This window comes from Mesorhizobium sp. M0998 (genome assembly GCF_040318885.1).
GTDB lineage: Bacteria > Pseudomonadota > Alphaproteobacteria > Rhizobiales > Rhizobiaceae > Mesorhizobium.
Map to the genome: position 1 here is coordinate 90,097 of NZ_JAMYND010000004.1, position 15,197 is coordinate 105,293.

Here is a 15,197-nt window from a genome sequence, read left to right on the forward strand (position 1 = left end):
TTATGAAACCGTGTACCCCGACGGGGCATCGAAGCCATGCTCATATGCGGCAGCCGTATTCCGGTTCACAGCAAGGGATTTGTGAGATGTTTTCAATCAAGGTTCTGGCCGGCGCTGTATTGGCGCTCGGAGTTGCGTTGGCCTCGGCGAGTGCCCAGGTGGTGGTGTCGTCGAAGATCGACACCGAGGGCGGCGTGCTCGGCAATATCATCCAACTGGTGCTGAACGCCAACAATATCCAGACCACCGACCGCATCCAACTCGGCGGCACACCTGTGGTGCGCAAGGCGATTACAGCCGGCGAGATAGACATCTATCCGGAATACACCGGCAACGCCGCCTTCTTCTTCGAGAAGGCCGACGATCCGGTGTGGAAAGACGCCGCCAAGGCCTACGAGACTGCCAAGAAGCTCGACTACGACGCCAACAAGATCGTCTGGCTGTCACCGTCACCGGCGAACAACACCTGGGCGATCGCCCTGCGCAAGGAGGTCGCCGATACCAATAAGCTCGTCACCCTTTCCGACTTCGGCAAATATGTCTCGGGCGGCGGCAAGGTGGTGCTGGCGGCCTCCGCCGAGTTCGTCAATTCGGCGGCCGCGCTGCCCGCTTTCCAGAAGACCTATGGCTTCACGCTGAAGCCGGACCAGTTGATCACGCTGTCGGGCGGCGACACGGCGGCGACAATTGCAGCCGCAGCCAACCAGACCAACGGCGCCAACGCCGCCATGGTCTATGGCACCGACGGCGGCATCGCGCCCTCCGGCCTCGCCGTGCTTGAGGACGACAAGGGTGTGCAGCCGGTCTACCAGCCGGCGCCGATCATCCGCGAGGCGGTGCTGAAGGAGCATCCGGAGATCGAGACGCTGCTGAAGCCGGTGTTCGCCAAGCTCGATCTCGTCACGTTGCAGGAGTTGAATGGTCGCGTGCAGGTTGGCGGCGAGCCGGTCAAGGGCGTCGCCGAGGACTTTTTGAAAAAGAACGGCTTCCTGAAGTAAGGCGATTCCGGCGCTCCGCTTTCGAGGTGCGCCGGATCGGCCGATGGGGGAGGGCGTGCGCATCCGGTTCGACAAGCTCGGCGTGGTCATCGCGGCGATATCGGCCTATGCGGCTTTTGCGGCGCCATTCGCCGCCTTCCGCGCCAATCGCATCGTACCCGGCGAGGCGCGCTCGATCCTCGAATCTTTGCCTGCGACGGTCGGTCCGCTGTTGATGGCGATTGTCGTCGCAGCGGCGCTCATTGCGCTGCTGAAAACGCCGCTTGCTCTGCGCCTCGCCGCCAGTGTGGTTGCGCTTGCAGCGCTGGCGCTGCTGATCGGCGTCGCCGGCAGTTTCCTGACACCCGCCGGCAACACCTTCGCCCGTATCTCGCCGGCTTCGGGCTTTTGGCTGCTTATCTTCGCCTTCACGCTTCTGCTCGCCGACGTGCTTACGCGGCTGAACCTGTCGCCGCAGGCACGGATCGGCGTGCTTGTTGTCGCCGCCGCGGCGATCGGGCTGCTGCTCGTCTCGGGAAGCTGGAACAGCCTGTCGATCCTCAAGGAATATTTCAATCGCGCCGAGAGTTTTTGGGCGGAAGGCTCCAAGCACGTGACGCTGGCGCTGGGTTCGCTGGCGGCTGCGGTGATTATCGGCCTGCCGCTCGGCATCCTCTGCCATCGCGTCGAGAAATTGCGGGCCGGCGTGCTCAACGTGCTGAACATCATCCAGACCATTCCTTCGATCGCGCTGTTCGGCCTCTTGATCGCACCACTCGGCTGGGTCGCTTCGCATGTTCCGGGTGCTGCCGCGCTCGGCATTCGCGGCATCGGTACAGCGCCGGCTTTCGTCGCTTTGTTCCTCTATTCACTGCTGCCGGTAGTGGCCAACACCGTGGTCGGCCTTGCCGGTGTGCCGCGTGCCGCCAACGACGCAGCGCGCGGCATGGGCATGACCGACCGCCAGCGGCTGTTCGGCGTCGAGTTTCCGCTGGCCTTCCCGGTGATCCTCACCGGCATCCGCATCGTGCTGGTGCAGAATATCGGCCTCGCCACGATTGCCGCGTTGATCGGCGGCGGCGGCTTTGGCGTGTTCGTATTCCAAGGGGTCGGCCAGACGGCGATGGACCTGGTGCTGCTCGGTGCTGTTCCGACGGTGGTGCTGGCCTTCGCCGCTGCCATCATCCTCGATGCAGTGATCGAAATGAGCGCCAGCAAGCGCAGGGTTGAAACGGCATGATCGAGATCGAAGGCGTCACCAAGCGCTTCGGCGAGACGACAGTCGTCGACGACGTGTCGATAGTAATCGAGCCGCGCAGCATCGCCGTCATCGTCGGCACCTCCGGCTCCGGCAAGACGACGCTGCTTCGCATGATAAACCGGCTGGTCGAGCCGACATCGGGCGTGATCAAGCTCGACGGCGTCGACAACCGCTCGGTCCCGGATTATGAGCTGCGCCGCAGCATCGGCTATGCCATCCAGGGCCACGGGCTGTTTCCGCATCGCACGGTGGCGCAGAACATCGCCACTGTGCCGGTATTGCTCGGCTGGGACGCCAACCGCATCAAGGCCCGCGTCGACGAGCTGATGACGCTATACCAGCTCGACCCGCAAGCCTACGGGCCACGCTATCCGCATGAGCTTTCCGGCGGTCAGCAGCAGCGCGTCGGCGTCGCCCGGGCGCTTGCCGCGGAACCCAACGTGCTGTTGATGGATGAGCCGTTCGGCGCGCTCGATCCGATCATCCGCAACAAGGCGCAGGAGGATCTGCTGGCGATCCAGAAACGCTTCGGCACCACCATCATCCTCGTCACCCATGACATGGAAGAGGCCGTTCACATGGGCGACAAGATCGCGGTGATGGATGGCGGCAAAGTAGTGCAATATGCCGCGCCGGCCGAGATACTGGCGAAACCGGCCAGCGCGTTTGTCGAGACCCTGGTTGGCGCCAGTGAAAAACCGTTCCGGCTGTTGTCGCTTGGCCGGGTGCGCGACGCGGTGGAAAAAGGCACGGCCGAAGGCGAGGCGATCCCCGGTGACGCCAGCCAACGCGACGCGCTCGCCGAACTCCTGTGGTCGGGCCGCCCGGCACTTCCGGTGAAAGATACCGACGGCAAGCCGCTTGGCCGCGTCACTGTGGACGGGCTGGTTAAGCGCGCGGCGAGGCCGGCATGAAAGCCTGGCTTCCCTCGCTGCTCAGGCTTGCCCTGGTGGTGGTGCTTATTGCCTTCGTCACCAATCCCGGCTGGTTCGAACCGCTGCTGAAGCCGCTGACAGAGAACAACGCGCCGGTAATCTACAATCAGGGCAGCCTTTTGACGTTGACGCTGCTGCATCTGCGGACCGTGCTGATCGCGACCGTTGCCGCGACGGTCGTTGCGGTCGCGCTCGCCATTCTGGTCACCAGGCCAGCCGGCGCCGAATTCCTGCCGCTGTCGCGCAGCCTGGTCAATATCGGCCAGACCTTTCCGCCGGTTGCGGTGCTGGCGCTTGCCGTGCCGGCCGTCGGCTTCGGCGAAAAGCCGACGCTGATTGCGCTGTTTCTCTACGGACTGCTGCCGATCTTCGAGAATGCGCTGACCGGCCTGACGACGCTGCCGGCCAACGTAGTCGAGGCGGCGCGTGGCGCCGGCATGACCGGTTGGCAAAGACTGGTCAAGGTCGAGCTGCCGCTCAGCGCGCCGATCATTCTCGGTGGTATCCGGCTGTCGGTGGTGATCAGCCTCGCCACCGCGACCATCGGCTCGACGGTAGCGGCGAGGACACTGGGCGAGGTGATCATCGCAGGCCTGCTGTCGAACAACCTCGCCTTCATCCTGCAGGGTGGCCTGATCGTCGCCGCCCTTGCCGTGCTGATCTATGACGGGCTGTCGGCGGTCGAGCGCTACACCGCCCGGCGCATGGGACGCGAGCCCGAGTAGCGTCTCGGGGCGAAGTTCGCTCTTTTTTCAGTGGCCGGTCTACCGCGTCGGATGATCGAGCGTCAGTTCCAGCGTTGTGCTCGTCTCGCCGGTGATCCAGCGGCGGCGGATGATGGCGAAGTCGTGCTGTGTGTCGACTCTAACCACAGAGACCAAGTCGCCCACCGCGCAATCACTGTCGAGATCGAGGGCTTCGACAGTCTCGGCAATGTCTTGCTTGCCGGCATAATGTCTCGCAATGGCTGTGAGCACGATGATCACTGGCCCACCCGTTGCGCGATCTTCGGGACTCGGCGATTGATGAGTGCGATGCCCCGATCTTTCAGCAGGAGTTCTTGCCATGACCGCGCGTTTCTCCAAGATCGTCATGTGTTTGTGTCTGGCGGCTTTCGCCTTCCTCGTCGCCTTCGGCAACATCACCGATTACGGCTCAAACTTCGCCTTTGTCCAGCATGTGCTGAGCATGGACACGACCTTTCCCGGCAATGCACTGATGTACCGCTCGATCATCAACCCGTCGCTGTGGACGGCTGGCTACTGGCTGATCATCATTGGCGAGGCTCTGACCTGCCTGCTTTACCTAATCGCCGCCTGGCAACTCTGGCAGGCGCGCAACGCCAGCGGACAGGCTTTCAACGATGCCAAGAAGTTCGCCATCATTGCCGCCACAATGGGCTTCCTCGTTTGGTATTTCGGCTTCATGGTCGTTGGCGGCGAGTGGTTCGCCATGTGGCAGTCTTCGACTTGGAATGGTCAGGAGGCGGCGTTCAAATTTTACATCACCATGCTGCTGGTGCTGGTCTTCGTCGTCCAGCCGGACGGGGACCCGCGTAAAGCCTGACCACTGTTCGCCGATTTCAACCGATCTAACCGGATGGCAGTGTCGACAGGCGCTGCCGTCCAGCCTTTTGGGCGAAACCCGGGATCTTTTGGGCGAAAGCCGGACAGGAACGGAACAATATCTTGACGTTCCGAGCCCTGTTTCGCATAAGCCGCTGCGAAGGGACGGATTCCGGTTGCGGAAAATTCGTCCCCTGTCTCAACGGCCCGGGGAGGGGTTCTTTTGGGCCACCAATCGAGGAAAATTCGGCAATGACCATAATTTCAGCTGTCATCGCCTGCGGTCTGCTTTCAGTCCTTTACGCCATCTGGGCGACACGTTCGGTCCTCGCGGCCGATCAGGGCAATGCACGCATGCAGGAAATTTCCGCGGCCATCCGCGAAGGCGCTCAGGCTTATCTGGCGCGCCAGTACACCACCATCGCCATCGTCGGCGTCGTGGTCCTGCTGCTTGCCTGGTGGCTGCTTTCGATCACCGCCGCCATCGGCTTCCTGATCGGCGCCGTTCTATCGGGTGCCGCTGGCTTCATCGGCATGCACGTCTCGGTGCGCGCTAATGTGCGTACCGCGCAGGCGGCTTCCAACAGCCTCGCTGCCGGCCTCGAGATCGCCTTCAAGTCGGGCGCCATCACTGGCATGCTGGTTGCTGGCCTGGCCCTGCTCGGCGTCTCGATCTACTACCTGATCCTGACCCAGTTCATGGGTCTGCAGCCAAACGATCGCGTCGTCATCGACTCGCTTGTTTCGCTCGGCTTCGGCGCCTCGCTGATCTCGATCTTCGCCCGTCTCGGCGGCGGCATCTTCACAAAAGGCGCCGACGTCGGCGGCGATCTTGTCGGCAAGGTTGAAGCCGGCATTCCCGAGGACGATCCACGCAATCCGGCCACCATTGCCGACAACGTCGGCGACAATGTCGGCGATTGCGCCGGCATGGCCGCCGACCTGTTCGAGACCTATGCGGTGACCGTGGTCGCCACCATGGTCCTCGCCGCCATCTTCTTCGGTGGCACCGACGTTCTCGGCGCGGCCATGCTCTATCCGCTGGCCATCTGCGGCGCCTGCATTCTCACCTCGATCGTCGGCACTTTCTTCGTCAAGCTCGGTTCCAGCGGCTCGATCATGGGCGCGCTCTACAAGGGCCTGATCGTCACCGGCCTGCTGTCAATTGTCGGCCTTGCCGTGGCCACCTCGGCATGCATCGGCTGGGGTGAGATCGGCACCGTCGCCGGCATGACCATCACCGGCACGAACCTGTTCATCTGCGGCCTTGTCGGCCTTGCGGTGACCGGACTCATCGTGGTGATCACCGAATATTATACCGGCACCAACAAGCGTCCGGTGAACTCCATCGCCCAGGCCTCGGTCACCGGTCACGGCACCAATGTCATCCAGGGCCTCGCGGTCTCGCTGGAAGCGACGGCGTTACCGGCGATCGTCATCGTCGGCGGCATCATCTCGACATACCAGCTCGCCGGCCTCTACGGCACGGCGATCGCGGTGACGACGATGCTTGGCCTCGCCGGCATGATCGTCGCGCTCGATGCCTTCGGCCCGGTCACCGACAATGCCGGCGGCATTGCCGAAATGGCCGGCCTACCCAAGGAAGTGCGCCAGTCAACCGACGCGCTCGACGCTGTCGGCAACACCACCAAGGCGGTAACCAAGGGCTACGCCATCGGTTCGGCCGGCCTCGGCGCGCTGGTGCTGTTCGCGGCCTACTCTAACGACCTGAAGTTCTTTGCCGCCAATGGCGACAAATACCCCTACTTCCAGGGTATGGGCGACGTCTCCTTCGACCTCTCCAATCCTTACGTCGTCGCCGGCCTGATCTTCGGTGGCCTGATCCCGTATCTGTTCGGCGGCATCGCCATGACCGCCGTCGGCCGCGCCGCGGGTGCTATCGTCCAGGAGGTGCGCAAGCAGTTCCGCGAGGATCCGGGCATCATGGCCGGCACCTCGAAGCCGAACTATGCGCGCGCCGTCGACCTTCTGACCAAGGCAGCGATCCGGGAGATGATCGTTCCGTCATTGCTGCCGGTGCTGGCGCCGCTGGTGGTCTATTTCGGCGTCCTCCTGATCTCCGGTTCGAAGGCATCCGCCTTTGCCGCGCTTGGCGCCTCGCTGCTCGGCGTCATCGTCAACGGCCTGTTCGTCGCCATCTCGATGACCTCCGGCGGCGGCGCCTGGGACAACGCCAAGAAGTCGTTCGAAGATGGTTTCGTCGACAAGGACGGCCTCAAGCACATCAAGGGCTCCGAAGCGCACAAGGCTTCGGTGACCGGCGACACGGTCGGCGATCCCTACAAGGATACTGCCGGCCCAGCGGTCAACCCGGCGATCAAGATCACCAACATCGTCGCGCTGCTGTTGCTGGCCGTTCTCGCGCACGGCTAAGCTCGGTCGCTATGGCCTTAAAACAAAACCCGCGGGATCGCTCCCGCGGGTTCTTCATTGCCTGAGATATGCCGCTTACAGGGAAGCGAAAGGAACGGAAGGAAGCCGACACCCTCGGGTGGATCAGCTGCCGCCGAGCGTGCTGCCGCCGCTGGCGCCGGGAATACCAGGCGCCAGCTTGCTGGCGCCACTGATGATCTGGCTGAGGAAGTTCTGGTCCTTGCCGCCGGTCGGCGTGGTGCGCGAGATGAAGTCGAACACCTTGCCGTCTTTCAAGCCGTAATTGGCGATCTGGGTGACGCGCCCGTCATCGCCAAAATAGACCGCCAGCACATGCTGGTCGACCAGCCGCGGCTTGTCGAAGGCGACATAGCGCTTGCGCGTCTGCGAAATGTAATAAAAGGCCTCGTTATCGAAGGTCGCCTTCGTCGAGGGAGTGCCGAGCGCCAGCAGCACTTGTTCGCGGCTTGAGCCGACCGGCACCAGGTCGATCGCCTGCTGGTCTATGACGTAGCCTTGCGTCAGCGTCTCGCTCGGATTGAGATCGCCGATCATCTTGGACGAATTGCAGGCGGAAAGTGCCGCAGCGATCACCAGCAGCGAAACCGCACCGCCGGGCTTGGGCAGGAAAGTCGACTTGAATTTCAGCGCGCGCAACTACAACTCCATAAGCTGGCCGCAACTTGCGCTGGGCCGCAAAACCGGTAAACCAGCTTGCTTGCCGATGCAACAAGGCCACTTCAACAAACGGTCCCGGGAGACCACCCTCAAATGTTCCAGCGCCTCTTTGGCCGCGAACGACATGCCAACCGCGCCATCACCGAGGCGCTTTACGCACAAATCGTGGCGGCGGCGCGGCAAACGGTGTTTTATTCCGCCTGGAACGTACCGGACACGCCGCTCGGCCGCTTCGAGATGCTGTCGTTGCACATGTTCCTGTTCCAGCACCGGTTGCGAGGCGAGGGCGGTGCTGCGGCAGAGGTTGCGCAGGTGCTGATCGACGAGTTCTTCATGGATGTCGAACATTCGTTGCGTGAATTGGGCATTGGCGACGTCGGCGTGCCGAAGCGAATGCGGAAACTGGCGAAAATGTTCTATGGCCGTACCGCCGCCTATGATGATGCGCTGCAAAGAAATGACCATGATGCACTCGCCGTCGCCCTTGCCCGAAATGTCAGGCCGGATGCCGGCGCCTGGCCGCAAGCGTCGCAACTGGCACTCTATGCCGCCGATGCATCAAGGCAACTCGCGGAACAGCCGACCGAATCGATCGTTTCCGGAACGGTGTCATTTCCCGTGGCCAACGCTTGAGCGACGGCAGGCCGATGAAGGTGGCGAAGTGGAGGCGAAGATGAAACACCCTGATACCCACAGCCCAGTGTCATTCCTGGCAAATGTCGCCCGGCTGCCGCAAAAGGGGCTGCCGGTGGTGATCGATGCCGACGCTGGGCAGCGCGCCCTGCTGGCCGTCGAGCACGAGCTGCTTTCGGTCGAGAATTATCGCGCCGAACTCCTGGTCGAGCCCTGGAAACGCAACGGGGTGAAAGTCAGCGGCCATGTCGAGGCCGATATAACGCAGGCCTGCATCGTCACCCTCGACCCGGTCGAGGCGCATATCGACGAGCCGGTCGAAGCGCTGTTCCTGCCGGAGCAATCCAAGCTCGGGCGGCAAGGTTTCGACGGCGGCGGTGAGATCCTGCTCGACGCCGAAGGCCCCGACAGCCCGGAAACCTTTTCCGGCGATGCGATCGACGTCGGGGCGCTTGCCGAGCAGTTCTTTGGCTTGGCGATCGATCCATATCCGCGCAAGCCGGGTGTATCGCTGGAGGCCGCCGGCGATGCCGAGCCTGTGGAGAATGAATTCCAGCAAAAGCTCAGATCACTGTTGGGAAAATCCTGATGGCTGACCCAATTTGAGAAAAGTTGGTTGTGCGGCAGCCCAAAACCGTTATTTTCGCCGAACCTTCGCGAGCCCCGCACCTTGGCAAGCCCGCTGGCCAATCAACCGTGAGATGAACACCGCGTGATCAGGATTTCCATCGATGCCATGGGCGGCGATCACGGGCCAAGCGTGGTCATCCCGGCGCTCATGACTGTCGCCACCCGCCGTCCGGATATACGCTTCGTCATTTATGGGCGCGAAGAAGTGGTACGGCCCGAACTCGCCAAATTCCCCAAGCTGGCGGAAGTGAGTGAGTTCGTGCACTGCGAGATCGCAGTGCGGATGGACGACAAGCCGAGCCAGGCGCTGCGCCATGGCCGCTGGAAGTCATCGATGTGGAAGGCTGTCGAGGCGGTCAAGGCAGGCACTGCCGACGCCTGTATCTCGGCCGGCAATACCGGCGCGCTGATGGCAATGTCCAGATTCTGCCTTCGCACCATGGCGACCATCGATCGCCCGGCAATCGCGGCGCTCTGGCCGACATTGCGCGGCGAGAGCGTGGTGCTGGACGTCGGCGCCACCATTGGCGCGGATGCGCATCAACTGGTTGACTTTGCCATTCTGGGCACCGGCATGGCGCGCTCTGTTTTCGGCATCGAACGGCCGAGCGTCGGCCTGCTCAATGTCGGCGTCGAGGAGATCAAGGGCCAGGAAGAGGTCAAGGAGGCGGGTCGTATGTTGCGCGAGGCCAACATGGCCTCGATGAACTACCATGGCTTTGTCGAGGGTGACGACATCGGCAAGGGCAGTGTCGACGTCGTCGTTACCGAGGGATTTGCCGGCAACATCGCGCTGAAGACGGCGGAAGGCACCGTTAGGCAGATCGCCGGCTATCTGCGCGCGGCGATGAACCGGACGCTGATGGCCAGGATCGGCTATATCTTCGCCAAGACCGCCTTCGATCGCCTGCGCGAGAAGATGGATGTCGGCCGCTCCAATGGCGGCGTCTTCCTCGGATTGAACGGCATCGTGGTGAAGAGCCATGGCGGGGCTGATTCGGATGGCTTCGCGGCGGCGATCGAGCTTGGCTACGACATGGTGCGCAACAATCTGCTTGACCGCATCGAAGCCGATCTCGACCTGTTCCATGCCCGCAATCCGAATGCCCAGACAATCCGGAAATCCGACGTCGTCATCGACGCAAAGGAATAGGAAAGAGCATTGATCAGATCCGTCGTGCGCGGCACGGGCGCCGCGCTGCCCCGCCGCATTATGAAGAATGCCGATTTCGAAGGCATGGTCGAGACGTCGGACGAGTGGATCGTCCAGCGCACCGGCATTCGCCAGCGCCACATTGCGGCCAACGACGAGACGACGGCCTCGCTGGGCGAGGCGGCAGCGCGCGCGGCCCTCGACAGTGCCGGCCTGACGGCTGACGACATCGACCTGATCGTGCTGGCGACCTCGACGCCCAACAACACCTTTCCCGCGACCGCGGTCGAGATCCAGAACCGGCTCGGCATGCACCACGGTTTTGCCTTCGACCTGCAGGCGGTCTGCTCCGGCTTCGTCTATGCAGTGACGACCGCCGACCTCTATATCCGCGGCGGCTTGGCCAGACGGGTACTGGTGATCGGCTCGGAAACATTTTCGCGTATTCTCGACTGGAACGACCGCTCGACCTGCGTTTTGTTCGGCGACGGCGCCGGCGCGATGGTGCTGGAAGCAGGCACGGGGGCAGGCGGCATCGCCGACCGAGGCGTTCTGGCGGCCAGCCTGCGCTCCGACGGCATCCATAAGGACAAGCTTTTTGTCGACGGTGGGCCGTCGACCACCGGAACGGTCGGGCACCTCAGGATGGAAGGCCGCGAAGTGTTCAAGCATGCGGTCGGCATGATCACCGACGTCATCGAGGCGACGTTCGCACAGGCCGGCATCGGCGCCGCCGATCTCGACTGGTTCGTGCCGCATCAAGCCAATAAACGAATTATTGACGCTTCGGCCAAAAAGCTCGGGATAGAGGAGCGGAAGGTGGTGGTGACCGTCGATTTGCACGGTAATACCTCGGCGGCTTCCGTGCCGCTGGCACTGTCCGCAGCCGTCGCCGACGGTCGCATCAGAAAGGGTGACCTGGTACTGCTCGAGGCGATGGGCGGCGGCTTCACCTGGGGTGCCGTCCTGCTCCGCTGGTAAGTGCCGAACTATCGGGTTCGGGTCCTTGACCTTGACGGATCAATTACTTAGGTTCTGCCGTTGCTTGTATCGATTTATGTTTTTGAGCTGATGGGACGGTTCGTATGGGGGGAAAGACACTTACGCGCGCCGACCTCGCCGAAGCCGTTTACCGCAAGGTTGGGCTGTCACGTACTGAATCGGCCGAGCTTGTCGAGGCGGTGCTGAATGAGATCTGCGAGGCGATCGTTCGCGGCGAGACGGTGAAGCTGTCGTCCTTCGCGACTTTCCACGTCCGCTCCAAGAACGAGCGCATCGGGCGCAATCCCAAGACCGGTGAGGAAGTGCCGATCCTGCCGCGCCGGGTGATGACCTTCAAGTCGTCGAACGTACTGAAGAACCGTATCCTGCGCTCCCATCAAAACAGCAAAGCCAAGGGCAGCAAGTAGCCGCCCAATCCCCCTTTGCCAAGAATCATGCTCCAGGCTTCGGTTGAAAAATGAACCCTGCTTTTGCGCCGGGCTTGAATATTGTTTCATAAACCGCTGAAATAAGATGCGATTCGGTAGGCCGGATCGGTATTTGGGTGTGATCCGTTCCGCCGGGACGGAAAGCTGCTCTCTTTGTTAAGCGTGATGTCGCCCGAACCCGGTTCCCGCCTTTCGCGATCATGCTCTAGCGTGAGGATTCGTCCATGGACAAGAGCCCTGATGCTTTCCGCACCATCAGCGAGGTCGCGGAGGATCTGGATTTGCCGCAGCACGTGCTGCGCTTCTGGGAGACGCGTTTCAACCAGATCAAGCCGATGAAGCGCGGCGGCGGTCGCCGCTACTACCGTCCGCAGGACGTCGAACTGATCAAGGGTATTCGTCATATGCTCTACGACCAGGGCTATACGATCAAGGGCGTGCAGAAGCTGTTGCGCGAGAACGGCAACCAGTTTCTGATCGCCGTCGGCAGTGGCGACATGGCGGCGGTCGAGGCGATCTCGCAGCGTCGACAGGCCGACACGGTACCGCTGACGCAAGCGGCGCAGCCGCGCGGCCCGGACGACGAAATGCTGGTTGGCCAGCCGAGGGTGAAACCCAGCCGTCGTTTTTTCGGTATGGGCAAGACCGACGAGGAAGGTCCGGTTCCGCCGGACACGTCAAAACTTTCCCGTGACAATCGCGCGTTGCTGCAGGAGGCGCTGTTCGACCTCCTGGAATGCAAGCGCCTGCTCGATCAGGTTCGCTAGAGCCCGCCGGGTTGACCGGAACGGTCTTCAGGGTCATGCGTTAGGCTTCCTTCTGCAGATGAAGGAAGCACGTCATGGCATCGCTTTCGAGCATCTCCGACACCGATCTCAACAAGCAGGTCGCGGCCTTGGCCAGGGAACTGGCCACCTTGAAGAAAGCCGTGTTGAAGCAGGGCGGCGCCTTTTACGAAGACGGGCGCGATACCGCGTCGGATTACTATTCGGATATCACTGAGCGGCTCGGCAACGCCTTGCCGGCAATCAGAAGGCAAGGCCGGGCGATCGAGAAGACCGCCCGAGATCACCCGGCGACGGCGGCCGCTGTCGGGCTGGTTCTGGTCGGGCTCGTCGCCAGTCTGTTCCTCGGCGGCCGACAGCAAAACGCGCCGCGAGCGCGTTCAAGGTCGGCACGTTAAGAAAAGCAAATGGCGGTGGTCAGCGGACCGCCGCCATTTTTCGCCGACACGGCAAACCCGGCAAGCGCGCCGCCCTTGATCCAGGACCAGAACGCCTGACTGCGGGTTGTTCGCCCGAGGGTGTTTTCAGTACTTCTTCGCGACAACCTTCTTGTGATGGTGGCGGTAGTGGTGGACGCGGTGATGGTAGTGATGGCGGTGATGCTTCTTGACGGTGGTGTGCATCGTCGTCGCATTCGCGCTGCTTGCGCCGATGATCGGCATCGAGAGGGCAAGTGCGATTGCAAGTCCAAGGGCGGAGAGAAGAGGCTTCTTCATGACATCGTTTCCTTTTTGCGCAGGCGGAATTTGAGCGTCACTGATTCAGGTCGGTGACTCGAGCGCTGCGGTTGGGACTATCGCCTTGGAGTTTTTCGGCAGTTTCTCCGGCCTGTAGAATTTTGTTTCCGAACTGTGTCTGCTGAGGATCCGGCCAGATGTCAGCTCGCCGGCATCCGCCATCCATTCCGGCGTCGGTTCACGATGCCGTGACGCTATCTTTGATGCTTGGCAAATCACCGGCGAGCGGGCATTCTCCCGATCGTCTCAGGCAACAACATGATTTGATCTAACTCTTTCATCCCACGGAGTTGCCAATGCCCCAAATAGCAAAACGCGAACCTTATTCCGAACTGGCGGCGAGCACGGTTACGCCTGAACGCAGTGCCGTCCGAACCGCCCGGGAAGCCCGTGGATACAGCATCGAAGAGCTGTCCCTGGCGTGCGGGCTGGCAGCCTATGAGATTGCCGACGTTGAAAGCGGCAAGGATGCCGATCCCTCGAAACGTCGGCGTATTGCCTCCGCGCTTCAACTTCCGGAAAGCGCTCTGTTTGACGAAGCCGTGTTGCCTGCCAAAAGGCGATCCGTGTCGTAGCGACGTGTCATGCTTTTATTCCACGAGCTCGCCATGGGCCGCCCTGGCGGGCTTCGTTTTTTCGGCCACGTAGTGGACTTGCCGGCCGCCACGGCGACGCCAGACGGAAATTGCTGGAGATGAGCCTCGAATCCGTTCGCGCTTTCTTCGCCGCACACGCGCCCGACATTGACGTCATCGTCACGGAGGCAAGCTCGGCGACGGTGGCTCTGGCCGCCGAAGCGCATGGCGTAGCGCCGGCGCAGATTGCCAAGACGATCTGCTTGCGCGCCGGCGACCAGACGATGCTGATCGTGGCCAGCGGGATCTCCAGGCTGGACAATCGCAAATTCAAGGACCGGTTTGGTGGCAAGGCGCGAATGCTGGACGCCGACCAGGTGCTCGCCGCGACCAACCATCCCGTCGGTGGGGTGTGCCCGTTCGGCCTACCGGCGCCGCTCCCGGTCTACTGCGACATCTCGCTGCGCGCCTTTGACGAGGTCGTCCCGGCGGCAGGCGCGACGAATGCCGCCGTGCGGCTCAGCCCGCAACGCCTGGCCGAACTCGTCGACGCCGAGTGGGTGGATGTGTGCCAGTAGCGATTTATCCGGGTCGTGGAATCCGCTGAGCGTAACCGCTACTCGGTCTTCTGTGGCTCTTCTTTCTTGATCGTCTGAGCGTCCGTGACAGTCGACATATCGGCCTTCTCGACGCTTGCTGTCTTCGTCTGCGTGTCGACCGATGCCTGAACCTTGGAATGCGCGGGGCAATCCGCAGAGGCAGCTGATATGGACATGGTCAGTGCCGCGGCTATTGCGAGGAATGTCTTCATGATCATTCTCCTCTTTCGTTCGATGGGTAAAGTTAGCCCGTCTGGCACCGACCGCAAAATCACATTTGTTCACACGCGCTCCTGCGCACACGGAAGCCGACGCTGGGCCAGTGATTCAAATGGCTGCGCGGATAGCCGCTTGCCGTATCAAGGCCCACTGGCTCCGGCCGGAGGATTTTTGGCGTTAAAGATCTCGCCGCTCAGAGCCAGTCTCAAATCTTCGGCGCTGAGCTGACCACTTTCAAATAAATCCATCACTCTGCGGCCGAGCACTTCTCTGCCTGGATCTCCATCAGCGAGGCCTAGTTCACGGCATCGGGCATCAAGTGCCTTGGTCAACATGGTCAGCTCGGCAGGACAGGCAACTCCTTGAAGCGACATTGCATCTCTCCCGAAAAGGGCGAAAGCGCGTGGCATCTTCGTAGCGTCCGCTCGCCCTTACAACTGCGGACGACGGCAATTCAACTAGAGCCAACCTTTTTCGAACTCAACATTCAAACGTACCAAAACGCCGCGCGCTCCAATGCGAGGATCCTGCTACAATACGGTATGGCCGTCCGAATAGCGGTTGTCCTCGCGCTTCTTTTCGCCTTCGCCTACGGTTTCGCAAAACTCGCGGAACATTATCGCAGC

20 protein-coding genes are annotated in these 15,197 nt (G+C 62.0%); 15 read left to right on the forward strand and 5 right to left on the reverse strand.

Annotated elements, in window-relative coordinates; genetic code table 11:
- The first annotated feature begins 86 nt into the window (after positions 1 to 86).
- The 4 genes from osmF to NKH59_RS05230 are packed head-to-tail and all read left to right on the forward strand — an operon-like array spanning position 87 to position 3,898.
- The gene (osmF, locus tag NKH59_RS05215) at positions 87 to 998 is read left to right on the forward strand and encodes a glycine betaine ABC transporter substrate-binding protein OsmF (protein ID WP_353021183.1); all 912 of its coding nucleotides are present in this window, start codon (positions 87 to 89) and stop codon (positions 996 to 998) included.
- A gap of 43 nt (positions 999 to 1,041) precedes the next feature.
- Positions 1,042 to 2,217, forward strand: a complete 1,176-nt coding sequence (locus NKH59_RS05220) for an ABC transporter permease (protein WP_353021185.1) — start codon at positions 1,042 to 1,044, stop codon at positions 2,215 to 2,217.
- Complete coding sequence (locus tag NKH59_RS05225) at positions 2,214 to 3,152, forward strand: ABC transporter ATP-binding protein (RefSeq protein ID WP_352542408.1); 939 nt, start codon at positions 2,214 to 2,216, stop codon at positions 3,150 to 3,152. Before NKH59_RS05220 ends, NKH59_RS05225 begins: the two co-directional genes overlap by 4 nt.
- The gene (locus NKH59_RS05230) at positions 3,149 to 3,898 is read left to right on the forward strand and encodes an ABC transporter permease (protein WP_353021188.1); all 750 of its coding nucleotides are present in this window, start codon (positions 3,149 to 3,151) and stop codon (positions 3,896 to 3,898) included. Before NKH59_RS05225 ends, NKH59_RS05230 begins: the two co-directional genes overlap by 4 nt.
- 39 nt (positions 3,899 to 3,937) lie before the next feature.
- On the opposite strand, the gene NKH59_RS05235 is transcribed toward NKH59_RS05230, so the two are convergent.
- Positions 3,938 to 4,159 carry a hypothetical protein gene (locus NKH59_RS05235; RefSeq protein WP_353021191.1) on the reverse strand — a complete coding sequence of 74 codons (222 nt, stop codon included), beginning with the start codon at positions 4,157 to 4,159 and terminating at the stop codon, positions 3,938 to 3,940.
- Between the two features lie 79 nt (positions 4,160 to 4,238).
- Here NKH59_RS05235 and NKH59_RS05240 point away from each other — a divergent pair, with 79 nt between their 5' ends.
- Entirely contained in the window at positions 4,239 to 4,739 is a 501-nt protein-coding gene (locus NKH59_RS05240) for a DUF2165 family protein (RefSeq protein ID WP_352820065.1), read from the forward strand.
- A 251-nt stretch (positions 4,740 to 4,990) separates the two neighbouring features.
- A complete protein-coding gene (locus NKH59_RS05245; protein ID WP_352501522.1) occupies positions 4,991 to 7,132 on the forward strand; it encodes a sodium-translocating pyrophosphatase in 2,142 nt (713 codons plus the stop codon).
- 123 nt (positions 7,133 to 7,255) lie between these two features.
- Here the strand turns inward: NKH59_RS05245 and NKH59_RS05250 are convergent, their stop codons facing one another.
- The gene (locus NKH59_RS05250) at positions 7,256 to 7,789 is read right to left on the reverse strand and encodes an outer membrane protein assembly factor BamE (RefSeq protein WP_352472003.1); all 534 of its coding nucleotides are present in this window, start codon (positions 7,787 to 7,789) and stop codon (positions 7,256 to 7,258) included.
- Between the two features lie 114 nt (positions 7,790 to 7,903).
- Here NKH59_RS05250 and NKH59_RS05255 point away from each other — a divergent pair, with 114 nt between their 5' ends.
- The 7 genes from NKH59_RS05255 (at position 7,904) to NKH59_RS05285 (ending at position 12,839) form a co-directional block, all read left to right on the forward strand.
- On the forward strand, positions 7,904 to 8,443 hold the full coding sequence (locus NKH59_RS05255; RefSeq protein ID WP_352501523.1) for a ubiquinol-cytochrome C chaperone family protein: 540 nt from the start codon (positions 7,904 to 7,906) through the stop codon (positions 8,441 to 8,443).
- Positions 8,444 to 8,483: 40 nt separating this feature from the next.
- Entirely contained in the window at positions 8,484 to 9,032 is a 549-nt protein-coding gene (locus NKH59_RS05260) for a YceD family protein (protein ID WP_352456592.1), read from the forward strand.
- A gap of 123 nt (positions 9,033 to 9,155) precedes the next feature.
- Positions 9,156 to 10,226 (forward strand): phosphate acyltransferase PlsX, encoded by a 1,071-nt coding sequence (plsX, locus tag NKH59_RS05265; RefSeq protein ID WP_352472001.1) that lies wholly within the window; start codon positions 9,156 to 9,158, stop codon positions 10,224 to 10,226.
- A gap of 9 nt (positions 10,227 to 10,235) precedes the next feature.
- Positions 10,236 to 11,207 carry a beta-ketoacyl-ACP synthase III gene (locus tag NKH59_RS05270; RefSeq protein ID WP_353021193.1) on the forward strand — a complete coding sequence of 324 codons (972 nt, stop codon included), beginning with the start codon at positions 10,236 to 10,238 and terminating at the stop codon, positions 11,205 to 11,207.
- A 104-nt stretch (positions 11,208 to 11,311) separates the two neighbouring features.
- The gene (locus NKH59_RS05275; RefSeq protein WP_023717292.1) at positions 11,312 to 11,635 is read left to right on the forward strand and encodes an integration host factor subunit alpha; all 324 of its coding nucleotides are present in this window, start codon (positions 11,312 to 11,314) and stop codon (positions 11,633 to 11,635) included.
- A 245-nt stretch (positions 11,636 to 11,880) separates the two neighbouring features.
- Entirely contained in the window at positions 11,881 to 12,423 is a 543-nt protein-coding gene (locus tag NKH59_RS05280) for a MerR family transcriptional regulator (protein WP_352682035.1), read from the forward strand.
- A 74-nt stretch (positions 12,424 to 12,497) separates the two neighbouring features.
- Positions 12,498 to 12,839 carry a hypothetical protein gene (locus NKH59_RS05285; RefSeq protein ID WP_352501526.1) on the forward strand — a complete coding sequence of 114 codons (342 nt, stop codon included), beginning with the start codon at positions 12,498 to 12,500 and terminating at the stop codon, positions 12,837 to 12,839.
- A 126-nt stretch (positions 12,840 to 12,965) separates the two neighbouring features.
- Here the strand turns inward: NKH59_RS05285 and NKH59_RS05290 are convergent, their stop codons facing one another.
- Positions 12,966 to 13,157: a hypothetical protein gene (locus NKH59_RS05290; protein WP_023674514.1), complete on the reverse strand. Its 192-nt coding sequence runs from the start codon at positions 13,155 to 13,157 to the stop codon at positions 12,966 to 12,968.
- Positions 13,158 to 13,474: 317 nt separating this feature from the next.
- Between NKH59_RS05290 and NKH59_RS05295 the strand changes: the two genes are divergently transcribed.
- Both NKH59_RS05295 and NKH59_RS05300 read left to right on the forward strand, forming a co-directional pair.
- On the forward strand, positions 13,475 to 13,753 hold the full coding sequence (locus NKH59_RS05295; protein WP_353021194.1) for a helix-turn-helix domain-containing protein: 279 nt from the start codon (positions 13,475 to 13,477) through the stop codon (positions 13,751 to 13,753).
- 119 nt (positions 13,754 to 13,872) lie between these two features.
- Positions 13,873 to 14,331, forward strand: coding sequence for a YbaK/EbsC family protein (locus NKH59_RS05300; RefSeq protein WP_352770045.1), 459 nt, complete (start codon positions 13,873 to 13,875; stop codon positions 14,329 to 14,331).
- Between the two features lie 38 nt (positions 14,332 to 14,369).
- Here NKH59_RS05300 and NKH59_RS05305 read toward each other — a convergent pair whose 3' ends face one another.
- The gene (locus tag NKH59_RS05305; RefSeq protein ID WP_023674517.1) at positions 14,370 to 14,564 is read right to left on the reverse strand and encodes a hypothetical protein; all 195 of its coding nucleotides are present in this window, start codon (positions 14,562 to 14,564) and stop codon (positions 14,370 to 14,372) included.
- Between the two features lie 147 nt (positions 14,565 to 14,711).
- Positions 14,712 to 14,945, reverse strand: coding sequence for a hypothetical protein (locus NKH59_RS05310; protein ID WP_352471996.1), 234 nt, complete (start codon positions 14,943 to 14,945; stop codon positions 14,712 to 14,714).
- Positions 14,946 to 15,197 lie beyond the last annotated feature (252 nt).

Bases quoted from the DNA above. Each gene is read 5' to 3' on its own strand.
- NKH59_RS05290 (WP_023674514.1), bottom strand. From the start codon at position 13,157: ATGAAGAAGCCTCTTCTCTCCGCCCTTGGACTTGCAATCGCACTTGCC.
- NKH59_RS05280 (WP_352682035.1), top strand. From the start codon at position 11,881: ATGGACAAGAGCCCTGATGCTTTCCGCACCATCAGCGAGGTCGCGGAG.
- NKH59_RS05255 (WP_352501523.1), top strand. From the start codon at position 7,904: ATGTTCCAGCGCCTCTTTGGCCGCGAACGACATGCCAACCGCGCCATC.
- NKH59_RS05245 (WP_352501522.1), top strand. From the start codon at position 4,991: ATGACCATAATTTCAGCTGTCATCGCCTGCGGTCTGCTTTCAGTCCTT.
- NKH59_RS05230 (WP_353021188.1), top strand. From the start codon at position 3,149: ATGAAAGCCTGGCTTCCCTCGCTGCTCAGGCTTGCCCTGGTGGTGGTG.
- NKH59_RS05260 (WP_352456592.1), top strand. From the start codon at position 8,484: ATGAAACACCCTGATACCCACAGCCCAGTGTCATTCCTGGCAAATGTC.
- NKH59_RS05310 (WP_352471996.1), bottom strand. From the start codon at position 14,945: ATGTCGCTTCAAGGAGTTGCCTGTCCTGCCGAGCTGACCATGTTGACC.
- NKH59_RS05225 (WP_352542408.1), top strand. From the start codon at position 2,214: ATGATCGAGATCGAAGGCGTCACCAAGCGCTTCGGCGAGACGACAGTC.
- NKH59_RS05295 (WP_353021194.1), top strand. From the start codon at position 13,475: ATGCCCCAAATAGCAAAACGCGAACCTTATTCCGAACTGGCGGCGAGC.
- NKH59_RS05240 (WP_352820065.1), top strand. From the start codon at position 4,239: ATGACCGCGCGTTTCTCCAAGATCGTCATGTGTTTGTGTCTGGCGGCT.
- NKH59_RS05220 (WP_353021185.1), top strand. From the start codon at position 1,042: ATGGGGGAGGGCGTGCGCATCCGGTTCGACAAGCTCGGCGTGGTCATC.
- NKH59_RS05300 (WP_352770045.1), top strand. From the start codon at position 13,873: ATGAGCCTCGAATCCGTTCGCGCTTTCTTCGCCGCACACGCGCCCGAC.
- NKH59_RS05285 (WP_352501526.1), top strand. From the start codon at position 12,498: ATGGCATCGCTTTCGAGCATCTCCGACACCGATCTCAACAAGCAGGTC.
- NKH59_RS05305 (WP_023674517.1), bottom strand. From the start codon at position 14,564: ATGAAGACATTCCTCGCAATAGCCGCGGCACTGACCATGTCCATATCA.
- NKH59_RS05275 (WP_023717292.1), top strand. From the start codon at position 11,312: ATGGGGGGAAAGACACTTACGCGCGCCGACCTCGCCGAAGCCGTTTAC.
- osmF (WP_353021183.1), top strand. From the start codon at position 87: ATGTTTTCAATCAAGGTTCTGGCCGGCGCTGTATTGGCGCTCGGAGTT.